This window comes from Holophaga foetida DSM 6591, assembly GCF_000242615.2.
GTDB classification, from domain to species: Bacteria; Acidobacteriota; Holophagae; order Holophagales; family Holophagaceae; genus Holophaga; species Holophaga foetida.
Genome location: NZ_KI912268.1, coordinates 2,419,474 through 2,435,481 on the forward strand (window position 1 = coordinate 2,419,474; position 16,008 = coordinate 2,435,481).

16 protein-coding genes are annotated in these 16,008 nt (G+C 64.4%); 6 read left to right on the plus strand and 10 right to left on the minus strand.

What is annotated here, in order from left to right; genetic code table 11:
* The 5 genes from HOLFODRAFT_RS0210840 (at position 1) to HOLFODRAFT_RS24500 (ending at position 5,235) form a co-directional block, all read left to right on the plus strand.
* Positions 1-438: a hydrogenase iron-sulfur subunit gene (locus HOLFODRAFT_RS0210840; RefSeq protein WP_005033307.1), complete on the plus strand. Its 438-nt coding sequence runs from the start codon at positions 1-3 to the stop codon at positions 436-438.
* Positions 439-447: 9 nt separating this feature from the next.
* Positions 448-1,251 carry a ferredoxin family protein gene (locus HOLFODRAFT_RS0210845; protein WP_005033309.1) on the plus strand — a complete coding sequence of 268 codons (804 nt, stop codon included), beginning with the start codon at positions 448-450 and terminating at the stop codon, positions 1,249-1,251.
* Positions 1,252-1,257: 6 nt separating this feature from the next.
* Complete coding sequence (locus HOLFODRAFT_RS0210850; RefSeq protein ID WP_005033312.1) at positions 1,258-2,268, plus strand: 4Fe-4S dicluster domain-containing protein; 1,011 nt, start codon at positions 1,258-1,260, stop codon at positions 2,266-2,268.
* 152 nt (positions 2,269-2,420) lie between these two features.
* Entirely contained in the window at positions 2,421-3,269 is an 849-nt protein-coding gene (locus HOLFODRAFT_RS0210855) for an FAD/NAD(P)-binding protein (protein WP_005033317.1), read from the plus strand.
* Between the two features lie 256 nt (positions 3,270-3,525).
* The gene (locus HOLFODRAFT_RS24500) at positions 3,526-5,235 is read left to right on the plus strand and encodes a beta strand repeat-containing protein (RefSeq protein ID WP_005033320.1); all 1,710 of its coding nucleotides are present in this window, start codon (positions 3,526-3,528) and stop codon (positions 5,233-5,235) included.
* 49 nt (positions 5,236-5,284) lie between these two features.
* On the opposite strand, the gene HOLFODRAFT_RS0210865 is transcribed toward HOLFODRAFT_RS24500, so the two are convergent.
* The 10 genes from HOLFODRAFT_RS0210865 to HOLFODRAFT_RS20680 form a co-directional block, all read right to left on the minus strand.
* Positions 5,285-6,376: a glycosyltransferase gene (locus HOLFODRAFT_RS0210865; protein ID WP_043485816.1), complete on the minus strand. Its 1,092-nt coding sequence runs from the start codon at positions 6,374-6,376 to the stop codon at positions 5,285-5,287.
* 6 nt (positions 6,377-6,382) lie between these two features.
* On the minus strand, positions 6,383-6,646 hold the full coding sequence (locus HOLFODRAFT_RS24505) for a hypothetical protein (protein WP_005033327.1): 264 nt from the start codon (positions 6,644-6,646) through the stop codon (positions 6,383-6,385).
* A 54-nt stretch (positions 6,647-6,700) separates the two neighbouring features.
* Positions 6,701-8,362: a collagen-like domain-containing protein gene (locus tag HOLFODRAFT_RS25520; protein ID WP_052572539.1), complete on the minus strand. Its 1,662-nt coding sequence runs from the start codon at positions 8,360-8,362 to the stop codon at positions 6,701-6,703.
* 25 nt (positions 8,363-8,387) lie between these two features.
* A complete protein-coding gene (locus tag HOLFODRAFT_RS0210875; RefSeq protein ID WP_005031151.1) occupies positions 8,388-8,648 on the minus strand; it encodes a hypothetical protein in 261 nt (86 codons plus the stop codon).
* 124 nt (positions 8,649-8,772) lie between these two features.
* A complete protein-coding gene (locus HOLFODRAFT_RS25085; protein ID WP_211237951.1) occupies positions 8,773-9,117 on the minus strand; it encodes a hypothetical protein in 345 nt (114 codons plus the stop codon).
* A gap of 55 nt (positions 9,118-9,172) precedes the next feature.
* Positions 9,173-10,435 carry a collagen-like domain-containing protein gene (locus HOLFODRAFT_RS25090; RefSeq protein ID WP_052572540.1) on the minus strand — a complete coding sequence of 421 codons (1,263 nt, stop codon included), beginning with the start codon at positions 10,433-10,435 and terminating at the stop codon, positions 9,173-9,175.
* A 25-nt stretch (positions 10,436-10,460) separates the two neighbouring features.
* Positions 10,461-11,081 (minus strand): hypothetical protein, encoded by a 621-nt coding sequence (locus HOLFODRAFT_RS0210890; RefSeq protein WP_148300422.1) that lies wholly within the window; start codon positions 11,079-11,081, stop codon positions 10,461-10,463.
* A 38-nt stretch (positions 11,082-11,119) separates the two neighbouring features.
* Complete coding sequence (locus HOLFODRAFT_RS0210895) at positions 11,120-11,653, minus strand: outer membrane beta-barrel protein (protein ID WP_005031359.1); 534 nt, start codon at positions 11,651-11,653, stop codon at positions 11,120-11,122.
* Positions 11,654-11,861: 208 nt separating this feature from the next.
* The gene (locus HOLFODRAFT_RS0210900; protein ID WP_005031358.1) at positions 11,862-12,485 is read right to left on the minus strand and encodes a response regulator; all 624 of its coding nucleotides are present in this window, start codon (positions 12,483-12,485) and stop codon (positions 11,862-11,864) included.
* On the minus strand, positions 12,482-14,428 hold the full coding sequence (locus HOLFODRAFT_RS20680) for a sensor histidine kinase (protein ID WP_005031357.1): 1,947 nt from the start codon (positions 14,426-14,428) through the stop codon (positions 12,482-12,484). The genes HOLFODRAFT_RS0210900 and HOLFODRAFT_RS20680 overlap by 4 nt, the downstream gene beginning before the upstream one ends.
* A 139-nt stretch (positions 14,429-14,567) precedes the next feature.
* Here HOLFODRAFT_RS20680 and HOLFODRAFT_RS0210910 point away from each other — a divergent pair, with 139 nt between their 5' ends.
* The gene (locus HOLFODRAFT_RS0210910; RefSeq protein WP_005031356.1) at positions 14,568-15,983 is read left to right on the plus strand and encodes a mechanosensitive ion channel family protein; all 1,416 of its coding nucleotides are present in this window, start codon (positions 14,568-14,570) and stop codon (positions 15,981-15,983) included.
* Positions 15,984-16,008 lie beyond the last annotated feature (25 nt).

Consider the following 16,008-nt stretch of genomic DNA (forward strand, 5'->3'; position numbering starts at 1 on the left):
ATGTCTGAACAATTCGAACCCAAGATCACCGCCTTCGTCTGCAACTGGTGCACTTACGCCGGAGCTGACCTCACGGGCACCAGCCGCATCAAGTACCAGCCCAACGTGCGGGTCCTCCGGGTCCCCTGCACCGGCCGCATCGACTTCATGCTGATCATGAAAGCCTTCGAGCGCGGTGCCGACGGCGTCATGATCAGCGGCTGCCACCCCAACGACTGCCACTACACTTCCGGCAACTACCACGCCCGGCGGCGCTGGATGGTCTTCCGGGACCTCATGGACTTCATGGGCATCGATACCGAGCGGGTCACCTTCTCCTGGGTCTCCGCCGCGGAAGGCGCCAAGTGGGGCGCCCTGGTGAATGAAGTGACCGACAAGATCCGGGCCCTGGGGCCCAACACCGAGCAGAAGCAGCTCGTCGGCCTCGGCGTGGAATAGGAGGGCATGGTGGAATCCCTGAAACAGAAAGCCAAAGAACTCCTGGAAGCCGGTGAGATCAAGGCAGTCCTGGGCTACGCCCGGGGCACCTCCGACACCCGCCGCCCCCACGTCGCGATGTCCGCCCTGGAGGTCGACAAGCTGGTGGCGGACCAGGCCTGCACCACAAACCTCGCCAACCTGCTGATGAAGCACGAGATCAAACACCTCGGCAAGCTGGCGGTGGTCGCCTCCCGGCCCAGCACCCTGCGCAGCCTCCTGCAGCTCACCGCCGAACACCAGGTTGCCGACGGGGCCATCCTGGCCCTGGTGCCCGCCGAGGGCGGCGTGAAGCAACTTGGAACCGCCCAGGCCTTCGAGGAGCACCTCGCCCTGGTGCCCCAGAAGAAGACCGAGAAGGACCAGGCCCTGCTGGACAGGCTTAAGGCCATGCCCCGGGCCGAACGCTTCGCCTTCTGGCAGAAGGAGTTCTCCCGCTGCATGAAGTGCTACGCCTGCCGGAACTCCTGTCCCATGTGCTACTGCGAACGCTGCACCATGGACTGCAACCGGCCCCAGTGGGTGCCCGTGCCCAGCCATGCGGTCGGCAACCAGGAATACCACCTGGTCCGCGCCATGCACCTTGCGGGCCGCTGCGTGGAGTGCGGCGAGTGCGGCCGGGCCTGCCCCGTGGGCATTCCGGTGCATCTGCTGACCTTCTTCGCGGAAGACAGTGTGCGCGCCCAGTTCGGCCAGGGAGGCGGCGCCAGCGCCACCATTGACAACGCCCTGTCCACCTTCCGTCCCGACGACAAAGAAACCTTCATCCGGTAGGTCCCCATGGCTGAACGATACAAACTCACCCAGGACGCCCTTTCGGCCCTCTTCGAGGCCTTGGCCAAGGATGGTCGCCGGATTCTGGCCCCCACCGACGCCGATGGCCGCACGGAGCTGAACGCCGTCACGAGCCCCGACCAAGTCTCCAAGCAGTACCTCCAGACCATCCTCTCCGCCAAGGAGACGGTCTTCCCCAAGGTGGAGCGGCTTCTCTCCTACACCACGGAAGGCGGCAAGGTCGATCTGAAGGATGCCCAGCCCCACGCCCTCCCCACGGTCCTCTTCGGGGTCCGCCCCTGCGAGGCCGGGGCCTTCAAGGCCCTGGACGCCGTCTTCAACTGGGACAGCCGGGACAAGTTCTTCAACGCCCGCCTGGAGAAGCTCGCCATCATCGGCGTGAGCTGCACCAGCGCCGATGAGGCCTGCTTCTGTACCTCCGCTGGCGGCGGCCCCGGGGATACCCAGGGCTCCGACATCCTTCTGACCCCCGTTCAGGGCGGCTATCTGGCGGAGATCCTCACCCCCAGGGGTGAGGCCATCCAGGCCCTGGCCCCCCAGTTCTTCCAGGCTGGCGCCACCGAGGACAAGGAGGCCGTCCTCGCCAAGGTCGAGAAGGCTTTCGACCGCGAGGCCCTCACCGCCAAGCTGCCGGGGATGTTCGAGAACCCTGTCTGGAAGCAGCAGTCCCTGCGCTGCATCGGCTGTGGCGCCTGCGCCTTCGTCTGCCCCACCTGTGTCTGCTTCGATATCCAGGAGGAGGCCGACCCCAAGAAGGGCGAGCGCCTGCGCCTCTGGGACTCCTGCGGCTTCAGCCTCTTCACCCTCCATGCCTCGGGGCACAACCCCCGGGAGGTCCAGAGTGCCCGCTGGCGCCAGCGGATCTACCACAAGTTCGCCTACTACCCGGAGCGCTACCAGCAGTATGGCTGCGTGGGCTGCGGCAAGTGCACCCGCGCCTGTCCCGCGGACATGAACCTCAAGGAACACCTCGTCGAAGCTGCGCAGGCGCAATAGCGCCAGCGCAGCTTCGAAAGGGTCCGCACGCGGACCCGAGTGAAGACTGTTTGAATCGCGAGTATCCCCCCCGGTCCCAAGGGCCGGAAAGCCAAGAGAATGACCCGTTGCCGCCTCCCAGGCGGATGACGGAAAAGGTTCCGGGAGTTCCCATGTGCCACTGTGAAGACAAGAACATCTACCTCCCCTACCTCATGCGGATCGCCCAGGTGACCCAGGAGGCCCCGGGTGTGAAGACCTTCCGCCTGGAGTTCCAGAACGAGGAAGAGGGCCAGAAATTCGAATTCAAGACCGGACAGTTCGGGCTCTACTCCGTCTTCGGTGAGGGTGAGAGCACCTTCTGCATCGCCTCCAGCCCCACCCGCAAGGGCTACATCGAGTGCACCTTCCGGGAAAGTGGCCGGGTCACCAGCGCCCTGGCGGACAAGGAGGTCGGCGATACCATCGGCTTCCGCGGCCCCTACGGCAATGTGTTCCCCCTGGATGCCTGGAAGGGCAAGAACCTGGTCTTCATCGCGGGCGGCATCGCCCTGCCCCCCCTGCGCAGCGTCATCTGGAACTGCCTGGACCTCCGGGAGAACTTCAAGGACATCACCGTGGTCTACGGGGCCCGCTCCGTCAACGACCTGGTCTACAAGCATGAGCTGAAGGAGTGGGAAGGGCGCAGCGACATCAACCTGGTCTGCACCGTGGACCCCGGCGGCGAGACCCCGGACTGGACCGGCAAGGTGGGCTTCATCCCCATGGTGGTCGAGGGACTGGGCCTCAGCGCCGAGAACACCGTGGCCATCGTCTGCGGCCCCCCCATCATGATCAAGCTGACCCTGCCCGTCCTCCAGAAGCTGGGCTTCCCCCCCGAGAACACCTACACCACCCTGGAGAACCGCATGAAGTGCGGCCTGGGCAAGTGCGGACGCTGCAACACCGGCTCCAGCTACGTCTGCAAGGACGGCCCGGTCTACACCCTGGCCCAGCTCAACGGACTGCCAGCGGAATACTGAGTCTCCACGATTCAGCAAGCAAAGGGCCAGGCCACCGTGCCTGGCCCTTTTCCATGCCCAAGGAACCCTATCGGCTCCCCTCCGACCCCGGGCCGACTCCCGGGTCGCCTCAGCGGACAAGGGGCGACACTCGACCTCAGGTGTCACCTGTGCCACCCGGCTGCCACCCAGAATGGATCACCCCAACATGCCGTCAAAGCGTGTCATTCGGCATCCCTGTGCAGCAGTTCACGGTCCCAGGAGAGGAGCAACCACCATGGGAAGAACAGCACCATACGGAACGCAACGCAGCCCTTGGACGGCCAGCCTCCTGGCAACCGGGATCGTCGCCCTGGCGACCGCCTGTGGAGGAGGTGCCAGCAGCGGCGCCACCTCCACTGCGAGCGCGAGCACCTACACAATTTCCGGCACGGTAAGCGGGGGTGTCGCCAGCGGCGTGACCCTTACCCTGTCGGGTGCCAGCAGCGCGACGAAGACAACCGGGAGCTCCGGAACCTACACATTCTCGGGCCTCAGCGCAGGCTCCTACACCGTCGCCCCCACACTCACCGGGTATACCTTCAGCCCCACAAGCTCATCGATCACCCTCTCCAACGCAGACGTGACCGGCACCGACTTCACCAGTTCCGCTTCGACCTCCACCCTAGGAGACAGAACCGATTACTCCTCGGTCTCGCTCACGTCCGGCGGCACGTACTCGGCGAGCACGGCGGGTGTCTCCGGGCAGTATTACAGCTACAGTTCGACCACCGCCGGCACCCCGGCCATCAAGGTGGCCCCCGGTGGAAGCCTGACCCTCAACAATTCCAAAGCCACCAAGAGCGGCAGTACGACGGATCTGGAGAACAGCGGGTTCTACGGGTTCAACGTCGGGGTGCTCGCCTCCTCTTCCAGTTCCGCCAGCAGCTATGTGGAGACGAGCAAGACCACCACCGTAACCCTGACGGATTGCACCATCAGCACCGCCGCATCCGGGGCCAACGGGGCCTTTGCCTTTGGCGAGGGCGCGACGGTCAACCTTGACCACGTCACCATCGTCACCACCGGCGACAGCAACTCCCGGGGCGTGGATGCCACCTATGGCGGCACCGTCAATATCACCAACTCGACCCTTTCCACCCTGGGAGGCTCCTGTGCCGCCCTGGCCTCGGACCGCTACACGGGAGCCAGCGCCCCCACCATCAATGCGACCAACTGTACCGGGACAACCGCCGGGAGCGGCTCCCCGGGCATCTACTGCACCGGAACCTTCACGGTCACCGACTGCACCCTGAGTGCAACCGGTTCCGAAGCCGCCTGCATCGAGGGCCTGAACTCCATCACGCTGAACAACACCAGCCTGTCTGGGGTCGCCAAGTGGGGGGTCATTGTCTACCAGAGCATGTCGGGGGACTCCACGGTGGGCACCGGGAGGTTCACCATGACCGGTGGGACCCTAACCAATGGCTTTGCCAAGGGCCCGGCCTTCTTCGTCTGCGACACGGATGCGGTCATCACCCTGAATGGCGCCACCATCGTCAATGCGTCCGATACGCTCCTGGTGGCTGGCACGGCCTCAGCCGCGAGCAGTTATATCGACAACGTCAACAGCAGCTGGGGAAGCGATGGCGGCGTGGTCACCTTCGTCGCCAACAACCAGACCCTTGTCGGGAAGGTCATCCTGTGTGATTCCTCCAGCACCCTTGCCATGACCCTGACCGCTTCCACCCTCACCGGTCCCATCGACACGGACAACGTCGGCGGGACGAAGACACTCGCCCTGGATGCGAGCAGCAAGTGGACCGCCACCGCCAATTCCAACATCACCACCCTGTCCGGTGTAGTCCTGAGCGCGGGCGTTCCGACCAATGTGGATGCCTCTTCCGGCGTCACCATCACCTACACAAGCATGACCAATGGCAGCGGGGGCGCCCTGACAGGGACCTACACCCTGAGCAGTGGCGGAACCCTCAAGGCCAAGAGCTGAGGCGACCAAGTTCCCAAGGGGGTCGGAAATGGGCCGTTCCCCTTGGGACTCAGCGGGCCAGAGCCTTCTGGGCGAAATCCAGGTTCGCCGTGACGCGGGGATGTTCCGCCACCGGGAGCTCCGTGCCCCCCAACAGTTCCCGACAGACCTTCAGGGATTCTCCGAAGCGCCCCGTCCAGTAGCAGGCCACGGCGTACTCGTCCCGGTTCCGCCACTGGGCGAAGGAGGGGTCCACGAAGAGGATGTCCGTGCAGGGCAGGATCTCCATCGCCTGCCGGGCGAAGAGATAGGCCAGATGATGATCTCCGGCCAGACGGCAGTACCGGGCCAGCTGCCCCAGGGTCTCAGGGCGCCCGGGACGCATCTGGTAGGCCTTGAGGTAGGCGCCAAGAACTTCGCTCCTGGCATGCCCCAGGGATTCCTTGAGCAGGGCGACCTGGTAGAGGGCGTACCACACCTCTTCCTCCCAGCCGCCTTGGGCTGCCCGACGCTCGTACATCTCCAGGCTGCGCTCCGCCTGGCCGGCATCCCGGTAGCTCTGGGCCAGATAGAAGGTGTAGCGGGTGTGCCCCGGCTCTTTCCGAAGGGCCTCCTCCAGCACCGCCGCATCCTTCTCGTATTTTCGCGGGTCCGCGCTGCGGGCGCCCTGGCAGCGGTCGAGAATCGCCGGACCCTCCATTGCCTCCATCCGATGAGGCAGCTCACAACTCAAGTATTCGTGAAGCACGCCCTCGTAGCGCCAGGGTAGCCGGGTGGCGGCCAGGAAGGATCGGCGGTATTCCAGCCCAGCATCCAGGTGCAGCACGGTGTAGGCATCCTCTCCCAGCGCGGGCCAAGCAAAGCCCTGAGGCATCAGGAGAACATCATCGGCATCCATAAAGAGGAGGTAGTCCGAGCGCCGCCCCGCCAGGGCGATTGCCTCGCTGCGGTTATGCCCGAAGTCCACCCAGGGACGCTCGTGGAGCTCCCCGGGAATTCCAGCCAAGGCCTCCCGGATCAAGGCCTGGGTGCCGTCCATGGACCCCGTGTCCACGATTACCCAGGCGTCGATCCAGGGTCGCACGGAGGCCAAGCAGCGCCGGATCACCGGCGCCTCGTTCTTGACGATCATGTTGAGACAGATGGAGGGCAATGCTGACACCCACGATTAGTAGAACTTGAACCTGTTGAAATACGGCGATGCACCACCGGAACGGGTGACCGTGACCGTCAGGTAGCCGCTGCCTCCGGAGGGTATCTCCAGGCTGGCGGGGCTGCCGCTCAGGGAGAAGCGCTGCTCAAGGTTACTGAAGGCCCCGCCTCCCCCATGGCCGGAACATCCAATGCTGAGGGAGAGCCCCAGACAGAGGACGATAGGTGCCCAGCGCCGAAGGCGGCTACAACAATTCGAGAGATCTCGGGAATGACCCATGGGGACAAACCTTATGCAACGAGTCTTTGCGATTGGCTGATGAGTAGATTAAGGCTATTGAAGCACAAGAGGCGCCGTAATGGTCGCCGGCAGACCCAGTTCCGAATTGGTGATGGTTTTCAGGAGCCATCCGTTGGTGTCATAACCAGCACTGCCGCAAGTGGGGTTATCTATACCAGCGGCATGGAACGACACGGAAATGCTGATTCCTGAGGTCTCGACCGTGCTGGGAACCATGAAACTGTCTTTTGATCCCACCCAGTAAGCCGTCTTCCCCCAGATCGCATTCCCACCCCCGCTGCCGTCATTCAGATAGGCAGTGCCCCCGCAGACTCCCCCGGAAAAGGTTGTGAAGTAGACCTGCGCAGGATAACTGGTTCCGTTCCATTGCATATCCATGAGATAGCCGGTCGATGTCACTATGGTGAATCCGTAATTCGTAGCTGTAGACAGCTTACCCAACACATTCCCATTCTTATCCACCACCTGCAGCCCTCCAGAAGCCGAGCCGGCAGCCCCGGTGGCTCCCTGGGGGATGGTGAAATTGAGAACCGCAGCGGAGGTAGTCCCAGTATTGGTCACCGAAGCCGAGCTCCCAGCAGCTCCAGTCGTGACGGTGCCGATGGAAATGGTGGCGGCCGCACCGGCAGTACCAGCTGCTCCCGTGGGCCCGGTCGGGCCTGTCCCGCCTGTGGCTCCGGTTGCCCCTGTCGCGCCGGTTGCACCGGTAGAACCCGTGCTTCCTTGAGGTCCGGCAACCCCTGCTGGGCCCTGAGCGCCGGTATCGCCCTGAGGGCCCTGGATGCCTTGGGCGCCCGTGGGACCAGTCGGCCCCGTCGGACCGGCCACGCCCTGGGCACCCGTCGCCCCCTTCGAGGCCAGCACCGCCCAATGGCCCCCGGAACCACTCACGTCCGTTGCGGGATCAATCGCTGTGCTGATCGTCAGGGCCACATAGCTGGTCCCATCTTCGGAGACGGCATCCCCGGCGGCGTAGGTTGTTGAAGAAGACCAGGCATTCCGAAAATTGGCCACCGCGCCCGTGGCACCGGTCGCTCCGGTTGCGCCCACAGCCCCAGTCGCCCCCTGAACCCCCTGGATGCCCTGAGCCCCTTGAGCGCCGGTAGGCCCCGCAGGCCCGACGGGTCCCTGGGGGCCGGTGGCACCCTGCTCTCCGGTCACCTCCCGAGGCACCCAGCTCGTCCCGTTGAACACCAGCGACTGCCCGCTGGTGGGATTTGCCGTCGTCAGGTCCAGGGGGAAGCCCTGCAGGCTCTGCAAAGTCGTCTTGTACTGGGTCCCCCCCAGATCCCCGGCGAAGCTCCCCGTCAGCTCGAAGGCCGACCGCGCCTGGAGCGCGGGCACCAGGTCCGTGTCCGGCGTCAGGGTCGTGCTCCCGATGGCCACCCTCAGCTTGAGGTTGGGCTTGGCCAGCACCTCGGTCGGGATGGCGGTCATCCCGGTGCCTCCCAGGACCACGGCGTAGAGCCCGTTGGTCACCGAAAGGGTCTGTTCCCCCGAAGTCCAGAGCTCGGCACCACCACTATCCAGGATCGTGAAAACAAAGGTCCGGCTGCCGGTCACCGGCAGCGTGCCCTCAAGCAGGCGCCCCTGATAGGCGATCTGGGGATTCGGCAGGGCCTCTGTGGCCATGGCCACGAAGGGCATCTGGCTGACCAGGACAGCCGCCAGGGAAGGAAGAAGGGATCGGCGCATGGGTAGTCCTCTGGATGGATGGTGTTCAGGGAAGGCTGGGCTGGGGGGCGGGCAGGAAGCCGTGGCGAAGCTCCACGGTCTCCTGGGGGTTCTTCGCGGTGGTGATACTCACCCGCTCCAGGGCCACGGGATGGTTCTGGAGGTTCCCCCCGGCCTGGTCCGCTCCAGAGGCCAGGATGCTCAGTACCAGGCTGGTGGGAGTGGCGCTGAGGGCGAAGCGCTGTTCACGGTTGCTGAAAACCCATCCCCCCGTGTCCCGAACAACCGAGGCTGAGGGAGAGGGCAATGCAGAGAACGGTGGGTGCCCAGCGGGGAAGCCAGCAACAACGCTTCAAGGAATCTGTGAAATACCCCATGAGGACCAACCTTATGCAGCGAGTCTTTGCGATTAGCTGAAGGGTGGAGTAAAGCTACTGCAGCACAAGGGGCGCCGTAATGGTTGTCGGCAGACCCAGTTCCGAATTGGTGATGGTTTTCAGGAGCCATCCGTTGGCGTCATTACCAGCACCTCCGCAAGTGGGGTTATCTATACCGGCGGCATAGAACGGCACAGAAAGACTGATCCCAGAGGTCTCGACAGTGCTGGGAACCATGAAACTGTTCTTCGACCCCACCCAGTAAGCCGTCTTCCCCCAGATCACAGCCCCGCCTCCGCTGCCGTCATTCAGATAGGCAGTGCCCCCGCAGACCCCCCCCGAAAAGGTCGTGAAGTAGACCTGCGCAGGATAACAAGTGCCATCCCACTGCATATCCATGAGATAGCCGGCCGATGTCACTATGGTGAATCCGTAATTCGTAGCTGTAGACACCTTACCCAACACATTCCCATTTTTGTCCACCACCTGCAGCCCTCCAGAAGCTGAGCCCGCGGCCCCGGTGGCTCCCTGGGGGATGGTGAAATTGAGAACCGCAGCGGAGGTAGTCCCAGTATTGGTCACCGAAGCCGAGCTCCCAGCAGCTCCAGTCGTGACGGTGCCGATGGAAATGGTGGCGGCCGCACCGGCAGTACCAGCTGCTCCCGTGGGCCCGGTCGGGCCTGTCCCGCCTGTGGCTCCGGTTGCCCCTGTCGCGCCGGTTGCACCGGTAGAACCCGTGGTTTCCTTGAGGTCCGGCAACCCCTGCTGGGCCCTGAGCGCCGGTATCGCCCTGAGGGCCCTGGATGCCTTGGGCGCCCGTGGGACCAGTCGGCCCCGTCGGACCGGCCACGCCCTGGGCACCCGTCGCCCCCTTCGAGGCCAGCACCGCCCAATGGCCCCCGGAACCACTCACGTCCGTTGCGGGATCAATCGCTGTGCTGATCGTCAGGGCCACATAGCTGGTCCCATCTTCGGAGACGGCATCCCCGGCGGCGTAGGTTGTTGAAGAAGACCAGGCATTCCGAAAATTGGCCACCGCGCCCGTGGCACCGGTCGCTCCGGTTGCGCCCACAGCCCCAGTGGCGCCCTGAATCCCCTGGATGCCCTGGGCCCCCTGATCGCCCGTAGGCCCCGCAGGCCCGACGGGTCCCTGGGGGCCGGTGGCACCCTGCTCTCCGGTCACCTCCCGAGGCACCCAGCTCGTCCCGTTGAACACCAGCGACTGCCCGCTGGTGGGATTTGCCGTCGTCAGGTCCAGGGGGAAGCCCTGCAGGCTCTGCAAAGTCGTCTTGTACTGGGTCCCCCCCAGATCCCCGGCAAAGCTCCCCGTCAGCTCGAAGGCCGATCGGGCCTGGAGCGCGGGTACCAGATCCGTGTCCGGCGTCAGGGTCGTGCCCCCGATGGCCACCCTCAGCTTGAGGTTGGGCTTGGCCAGCACCTCGGTCGGGATGGCGGTCATCCCCGTGCCCCCCAGGACCACGGCGTAAAGCCCGTTGGTCACCGAAAGAACCTGATCTCCTGAGTTCCAGAGTTCGGCCCCGCCGCTATCCAGGATCGCAAAGACAAAGGTCCGGTTGCCGGTCACCGGCAGCGTGCCCTCAAGCAGGCGTCCCTGGTAGGCGATCTGAGGGTTCGGCAGGGCCTCTGTGGCCATGGCCACGAAGGGCATCTGGCTGACCAGGACAGCCGCCAGGGAAGGAAGAAGGGATCGGCGCATGGGTAGTCCTCTGGATGGATGGTGTTCAGGGAAGGCTGGGCTGGGGGGCGGGCAGGAAGCCGTGGCGAAGCTCCACGGTCTCCTGGGGGTTCTTCGCGGTGGTGATGCTCACGTGCTCCAGGGCGACGGCATGGTTCTGGAGACTTCCCCCGCTCTGATCGGTACCCGAGGCCACCGTGCTTCCGGTGGGCAGGCTGGACGCGGGCAGCGGCGCCAGGATGCCCAGCGCCAGACTCGTGGTCTGCTTCTTGGTGCCGGAGCTCCCCTGGAGACTCAGGCTCCCCAGGTTCTGGGCTGCGACGCCCTCCGCCACGGCAATGGTCAGGCGCCCCGTGGAGGCATCGGCCGGGATGCTGCCGCTGGCCACGACACCCGTGGGCAGGTTCTCCACCGCCAGGGTGATGGCCCCGGTGAAGCCCCCGGACCGGGTGACTGTCACCGTCAGGTAACCACTGCCTCCGGAGGGAATCTCCAGGCTCGCAGGGCTGGCGCTGAGGGAGAAGCGCTGCTCGAGGTTGCTGAAGACCCCGCCTCCTCCCCCATGTCCGGAACATCCAATGCTGAGGGAGAGCCCCAGGCAGAGGACGATAGGTGCCCAGCGCCGGGGGCCGAAGCCCTGGGTGGGGAAAGCTGCGACGTGTCCCATGGGGTCCACCTCATTGTTGGCATTGGTTGGCAGGGGAATCATTTCCGGAGGACAATACCCAGGGAAAGGCTTTGATTCTGCTGGGTCTTGTCGGCATAGCGGGTCGTCAGGAAATCCCCCTGGCACCGCAGGGCCAGACCGGAATTGATCACGAAATCCACGCCGAGGCCTGGGCCGTAAACCAGTGAGGCACTCTGGGCGCTATCGAACTCGGTGGATCCGTTCAACTGCCCTCTGCCCACCATCAAGTGGGCAAAAGCCTGCCATCGGCCGAAGGCCGGGAGGGTATAACGGGGACCGGCCAGGACCATCCACTGATCCAGATCGACGTAATCGGCCTCTCGCCCGGCGTGTTTGCTGAATGAAGCCTCGAAGGACCATGGACCTTTGACCTGCAGGGCTCCGCCGACCGTAATCCCATCAAGGGTCTGTGCAGACCCGGAGGAGGACAGTCGGAAGGCCGAATAGCCTGCGGTACACTCCCAGGGGGAGGGCATTTGGGCCCGACCCATCTGAGAAATACAGGCCAGGACAGCAAGGGCAAACCGTTTCCGCAGACACAGGGAGAACATCAGCAGGCCTCGCTCAATGGGTCAGTAAACAGGAGGTGTCCTGGCAACAGGGCGATCTGCTATGAGAGAAGTCCCCCGCCAGAGAATGGAAGCATAACGGAAGCCTAGCGACATTAGACATTCCTGTCTGTAGGGGAAAACCCCTGCATTCGCCCTGCTGCCTTCACACTCTGCCCTGTCCCGAGAGCAATCCAGCTCGCCTGCGGGTTCACACCCGGACAGACACGGCTTGGCGTCTCAGCTCCTTCATGCCCCGCAGTTTGAGCTTGACCAGGATCCGGCCGCAGTAGCTTTCAATGGTCCTTGGGCTGAGGTCCATTTCCCTGGCGATGTCCGAGGTGCTGAAACCCTTCCCCAGAAGCTCGTAGACCTGCTGTTCCTGGGCGCTCAGGACTTCCTGGGCACTGGCCTGGATGGGCGCCTCGTCGAGGCTTCGCTGGGCGCGGCTGCTGAGGTAACGGCGACCAGCCATGCACTCGCGAATGGCGAGGGCAAGGACCTCCGCCGCCTCCCGCTTGGTGACATAACCCATGGCCCCAGCCCGAAGGGCCCGCCGGACGTGGACCGCATCCTCGAACATGGAGTAGACCAGCAGGGGACGGTCCGGCGCCAGGAGCAGCAGTTGGCCTAGGAGCTCCAGCCCGTCATCCTCTCCCAGGCACAGGTCCACCAGCACCAGGTCTGGATCACAGCTGGGAATCGCCTTCAAAGCCTCGTCTGTGCACTCCCCCTCGCCACAGACCTGGATGCCCTCCTGTTCGAGCAGGAGACGCAAGCCCTGCCTAACAGCCGGGTGGTCTTCCACCATGAAGATGCGAATCCCTGCTTTCATGAAATCTCCAGCTCAGGGGAGGTCGCTGGGAAAGGGACGGCGCAAGTTACAAGCCATCCGCCTCCCATCCGAATATTGAAATCGATGCTGCCCCCCGCCAGGCTGGCTCGGTATTCCATAATGCGGAGGCCCATGCCTGCACCCCTGGCGGTCTTGCTGGAAGTACCATCGTTCTCGACCTCGAGCCGAAGCGCCCCCCCGACTCTTCGCAACCGCACCCATATCTGGGTGGGGGAGCTATGTTTGACCGCGTTCAGGATGGACTCCCGGGCGATCCAGAAAAGCTGGTTGGTGGCGACCTCATCCAGGTGGACGCAGCTGTCATCATCCTCCAACTCACAACTCAGCTCATGGGTCTCACGGGTGCGGCGCACCACTTCAGCCAGGGCGTTCCCCAGACCACCGGTATTCAGGAGCCCAGGGCTCAATCCCTTGGCGATCTCATGGGCCTGACTGAGGGACTCATCCAGCAGTTCCGAGATGGCCTGGATGCCTGAGTCGTCCTGTCCCTCGGTTTTGAGGTTCCTGGCCACAACCCGACACCGCAGAAGCGCCCCGGTGATCTGCTGGCAGATCCCGTCGTGGAGCTCGTGGCTGAGGGTCCGGCGCTCGTCCTCGCTCACCCTGACGATGTCCCGCTCCAGACGCCCCCGCTCCTGGATCTCCTCCTCCAGGGCCAGATTCTTGTGGTCCAGAACCGAGGACAGGTGCTCCACGGCTGTGAAGGCCTTGGAAAGCCGCAGGGAAAGGGTCAGCGCCTGGAAGAGGACGAAGACCAGCATCCCCACTTGAATCCAGGGTCCCGGCGGGAGCCAACCCAGGGCAGCCATGGCGTCATGAAGTCCAGCGAGGCCGAGGATGAGGAACCCCGCCAGGATGAAGGTGGCACCTTCCCGTTGCCTCCTGTGGGCCAGATAGAGGCCGAAGAGGCAATAGAACATGAAGCCGAAGGTTGGCAGGTAGTAGGTGGTGAGCAGGAAGAACAGAGCCCGAGTGGGCAAAACCAGCGCCAGCAAAGTTGCTGCAGCGGCCATGGCCACCGAGATCAGCAGTACCCGCCTGGAGAGTTCCTGGGGGTAGAGCACCTGAAAGAAGGCGAAGCCCACGGGCACTGTCAGAAAGAGAAAGCACTGCTTGGCCCGCTCCATGTCCTCGAAGGCCAGCTCCGGGAAAAAGAGGCGGAGGGTCAGACCGTGGGTCTGCACCACCAACATGAAGCCCGCCCAAAGAATGCAGTAGGTGCCAAAGAGGAGCGTCGCGGTGCTGTCCTTGCGGAACCAATAGATGACCAGGTGGTAGATACCCATCATCAGCAGGCTGCCAGCGAAAAAGAGGACTCTGCCCCAACTGCGCGCCTGATTCGCCTGCAGCTTCCCGATCTCCCCCAGTGCGATGGAAGCCAGGACCCCCCCCTGATGGAAATGCTGATTGGTAACCTGCAGAAGAATCTCAGCCTCCGTCACGCCTTCCGGCAGAGCGTGAATGAGAATGGCGGGGTTCGGGGTCTCTTCCCCCTGAGAAGCGCCGAGCTCCCCGCTCCCCCCCGAGGGGGCCCCGTTGATCCAGACACGGTAGGCCGATTGGATGTTGCAAAGTCGGAGACCCAGGGGGGTCGGCCCTGACGGCAAGAGCACCTTGAGCCGGAGAGTGGCCATGCCTGTGCTGGGAATAGGCATGCTCCCCAGCGGTTTCCCATTCCATGCCCCCGGCAGGGACAGATAGGGCGGGGATCCTGCCACAGGCAGATCCCCGGGCTCGACCAGCCTGCCCCAGTAGCACTCCCACTCGCCGTCTAGGTGGACAGCTCCCCCTCTGGCCAGATCCACGGTTCTTAGGTCCATCACCCCGTGCCGAGCCTTCAGTGGCGTCTGTCCACGACCAATACCGCCCAGACAAAGGACCAGCATCAGCAGGGAAAGGAGTTTCAGGCAGGGTGTCTTCATGGCACTGGATTCCAGTCTCAGGGGTCCAGTGAGGGGACACAACCGAAGAAATGGTCAAGACCACCGCAAGCGGGTTGCCCCAGGAGGGACGGCCAACCAAATTCGCACCATTCCCCCAGCCCTGGACTATCCTTTTGGCATGTTCCGCGATCTCAATGTTCGCATCACCCCTGGTCGCAGGCTCTTTGCCTGGATTCTCCTCCTGCTGCTTCTGGCGGGGTTGGCCTTCGTGCTGCCACGATTCACGGCCAGCCAGGGTTTACGGCGGGCCGGGGACCTGATCCTGTGGGCCTGTGTTTCCCTGTTGGCCATCAAGGCCGTCTCCTTCTTCCTTCTGGATCCCCTCCTGCGCAACCGACGCACGGCGGGCCCGGGATTCGCCCGGGACATCCTGATGGTGATCCTCTACATCGGGTGCGGCGCCTTCCTGGTACACAGCCTCCTGGGGGTCAACCTGGGGGCCCTCCTGGGAACAGGTGCCATCGCCGCGGCGGTCGTGGGCCTCTCCCTCCAGGAGGTCCTGGGCAACCTCTTCGCCGGCATCAGCCTTCAACTGGATTCCGCCTTCCAGGTGGGCGATTGGCTGGAAGTCACGGGCAACCTGCGGGGCGGTCCAGGCCGGGAGACCCTCGTGGGCCAGGTGGTGGCCATGACCTGGCGGGCGGTCCAGCTCCGGACCGAGAATGGCGACACCGACATCTTCCCCAACCGCATCCTGGCCCAGGCCGTGGTCACCAATCTCTACATTCCCTCCGGCCTGCACCGCCGCACCGCCCGGGTGGTGGTGGAGCCCCATCCCGATCTGCACGTGGCCATCGACAAGCTCACGGCGGCCCTGGGGGGCATCCCCCACCTGCGGGATCATCGGCCCGAGGTGGTGGCCCACAGCTTCGACATGGGGGGCGCGGTCCTGGAGATGCGCTGGTGGGCCCTGGGCTTCCGCCACGGGCGCCAGGGGAACTTCCAGGCCGTGCGTCTCGCCAACACCATCCTGCCCCGGGAAGGCTTCTCCCTTCTGGGGCCCCATGGAGCCACCACGCCCCACCACCGGACCCGGGAAATTGCCGAAGGAGACCTCCGGCAGCTCCTGGAACGGCTCCACCTCCCCCCTCACTGGGCCAAGTCCCTAAAGGGGCAGATCTTCGTAAGGCACGCGGCCCCCGGGGAGGGGCTGATCCGGGAGGGGGACCCCGGGGAGTCCTTGTTTGCCGTCATCTCCGGGCGGCTTCAGGTGGTCCGGGCTGTGGAGCGCCACGAGCCTTTCACCGGCCTTTTTTGGGAGGTCGTGGGAAATCTGGGGCCGGGCACCTGGTTCGGAGAAGCCAGCCTCCTGACCGGATCCCCCCGCAACGCCACCGTAGTGGCCGAAACGCCCTGCGAACTGGTGGAACTCCCCAAGGGCGCTTTCGAGCACTGCCTGAAGGAGGAGCCGCACCTACTGGAACGCCTGGTGGACCTCATGGAGAGCCGGGCCAAGGCGCTGGCTCCAGGTGAGGGACCGATCGATCGGCGGGCCAAGTGGACGGAGCAGATCCGGAAGTGGCTGCTGGGCTGAAGTCTCATACCAAGTGGAACAGAGC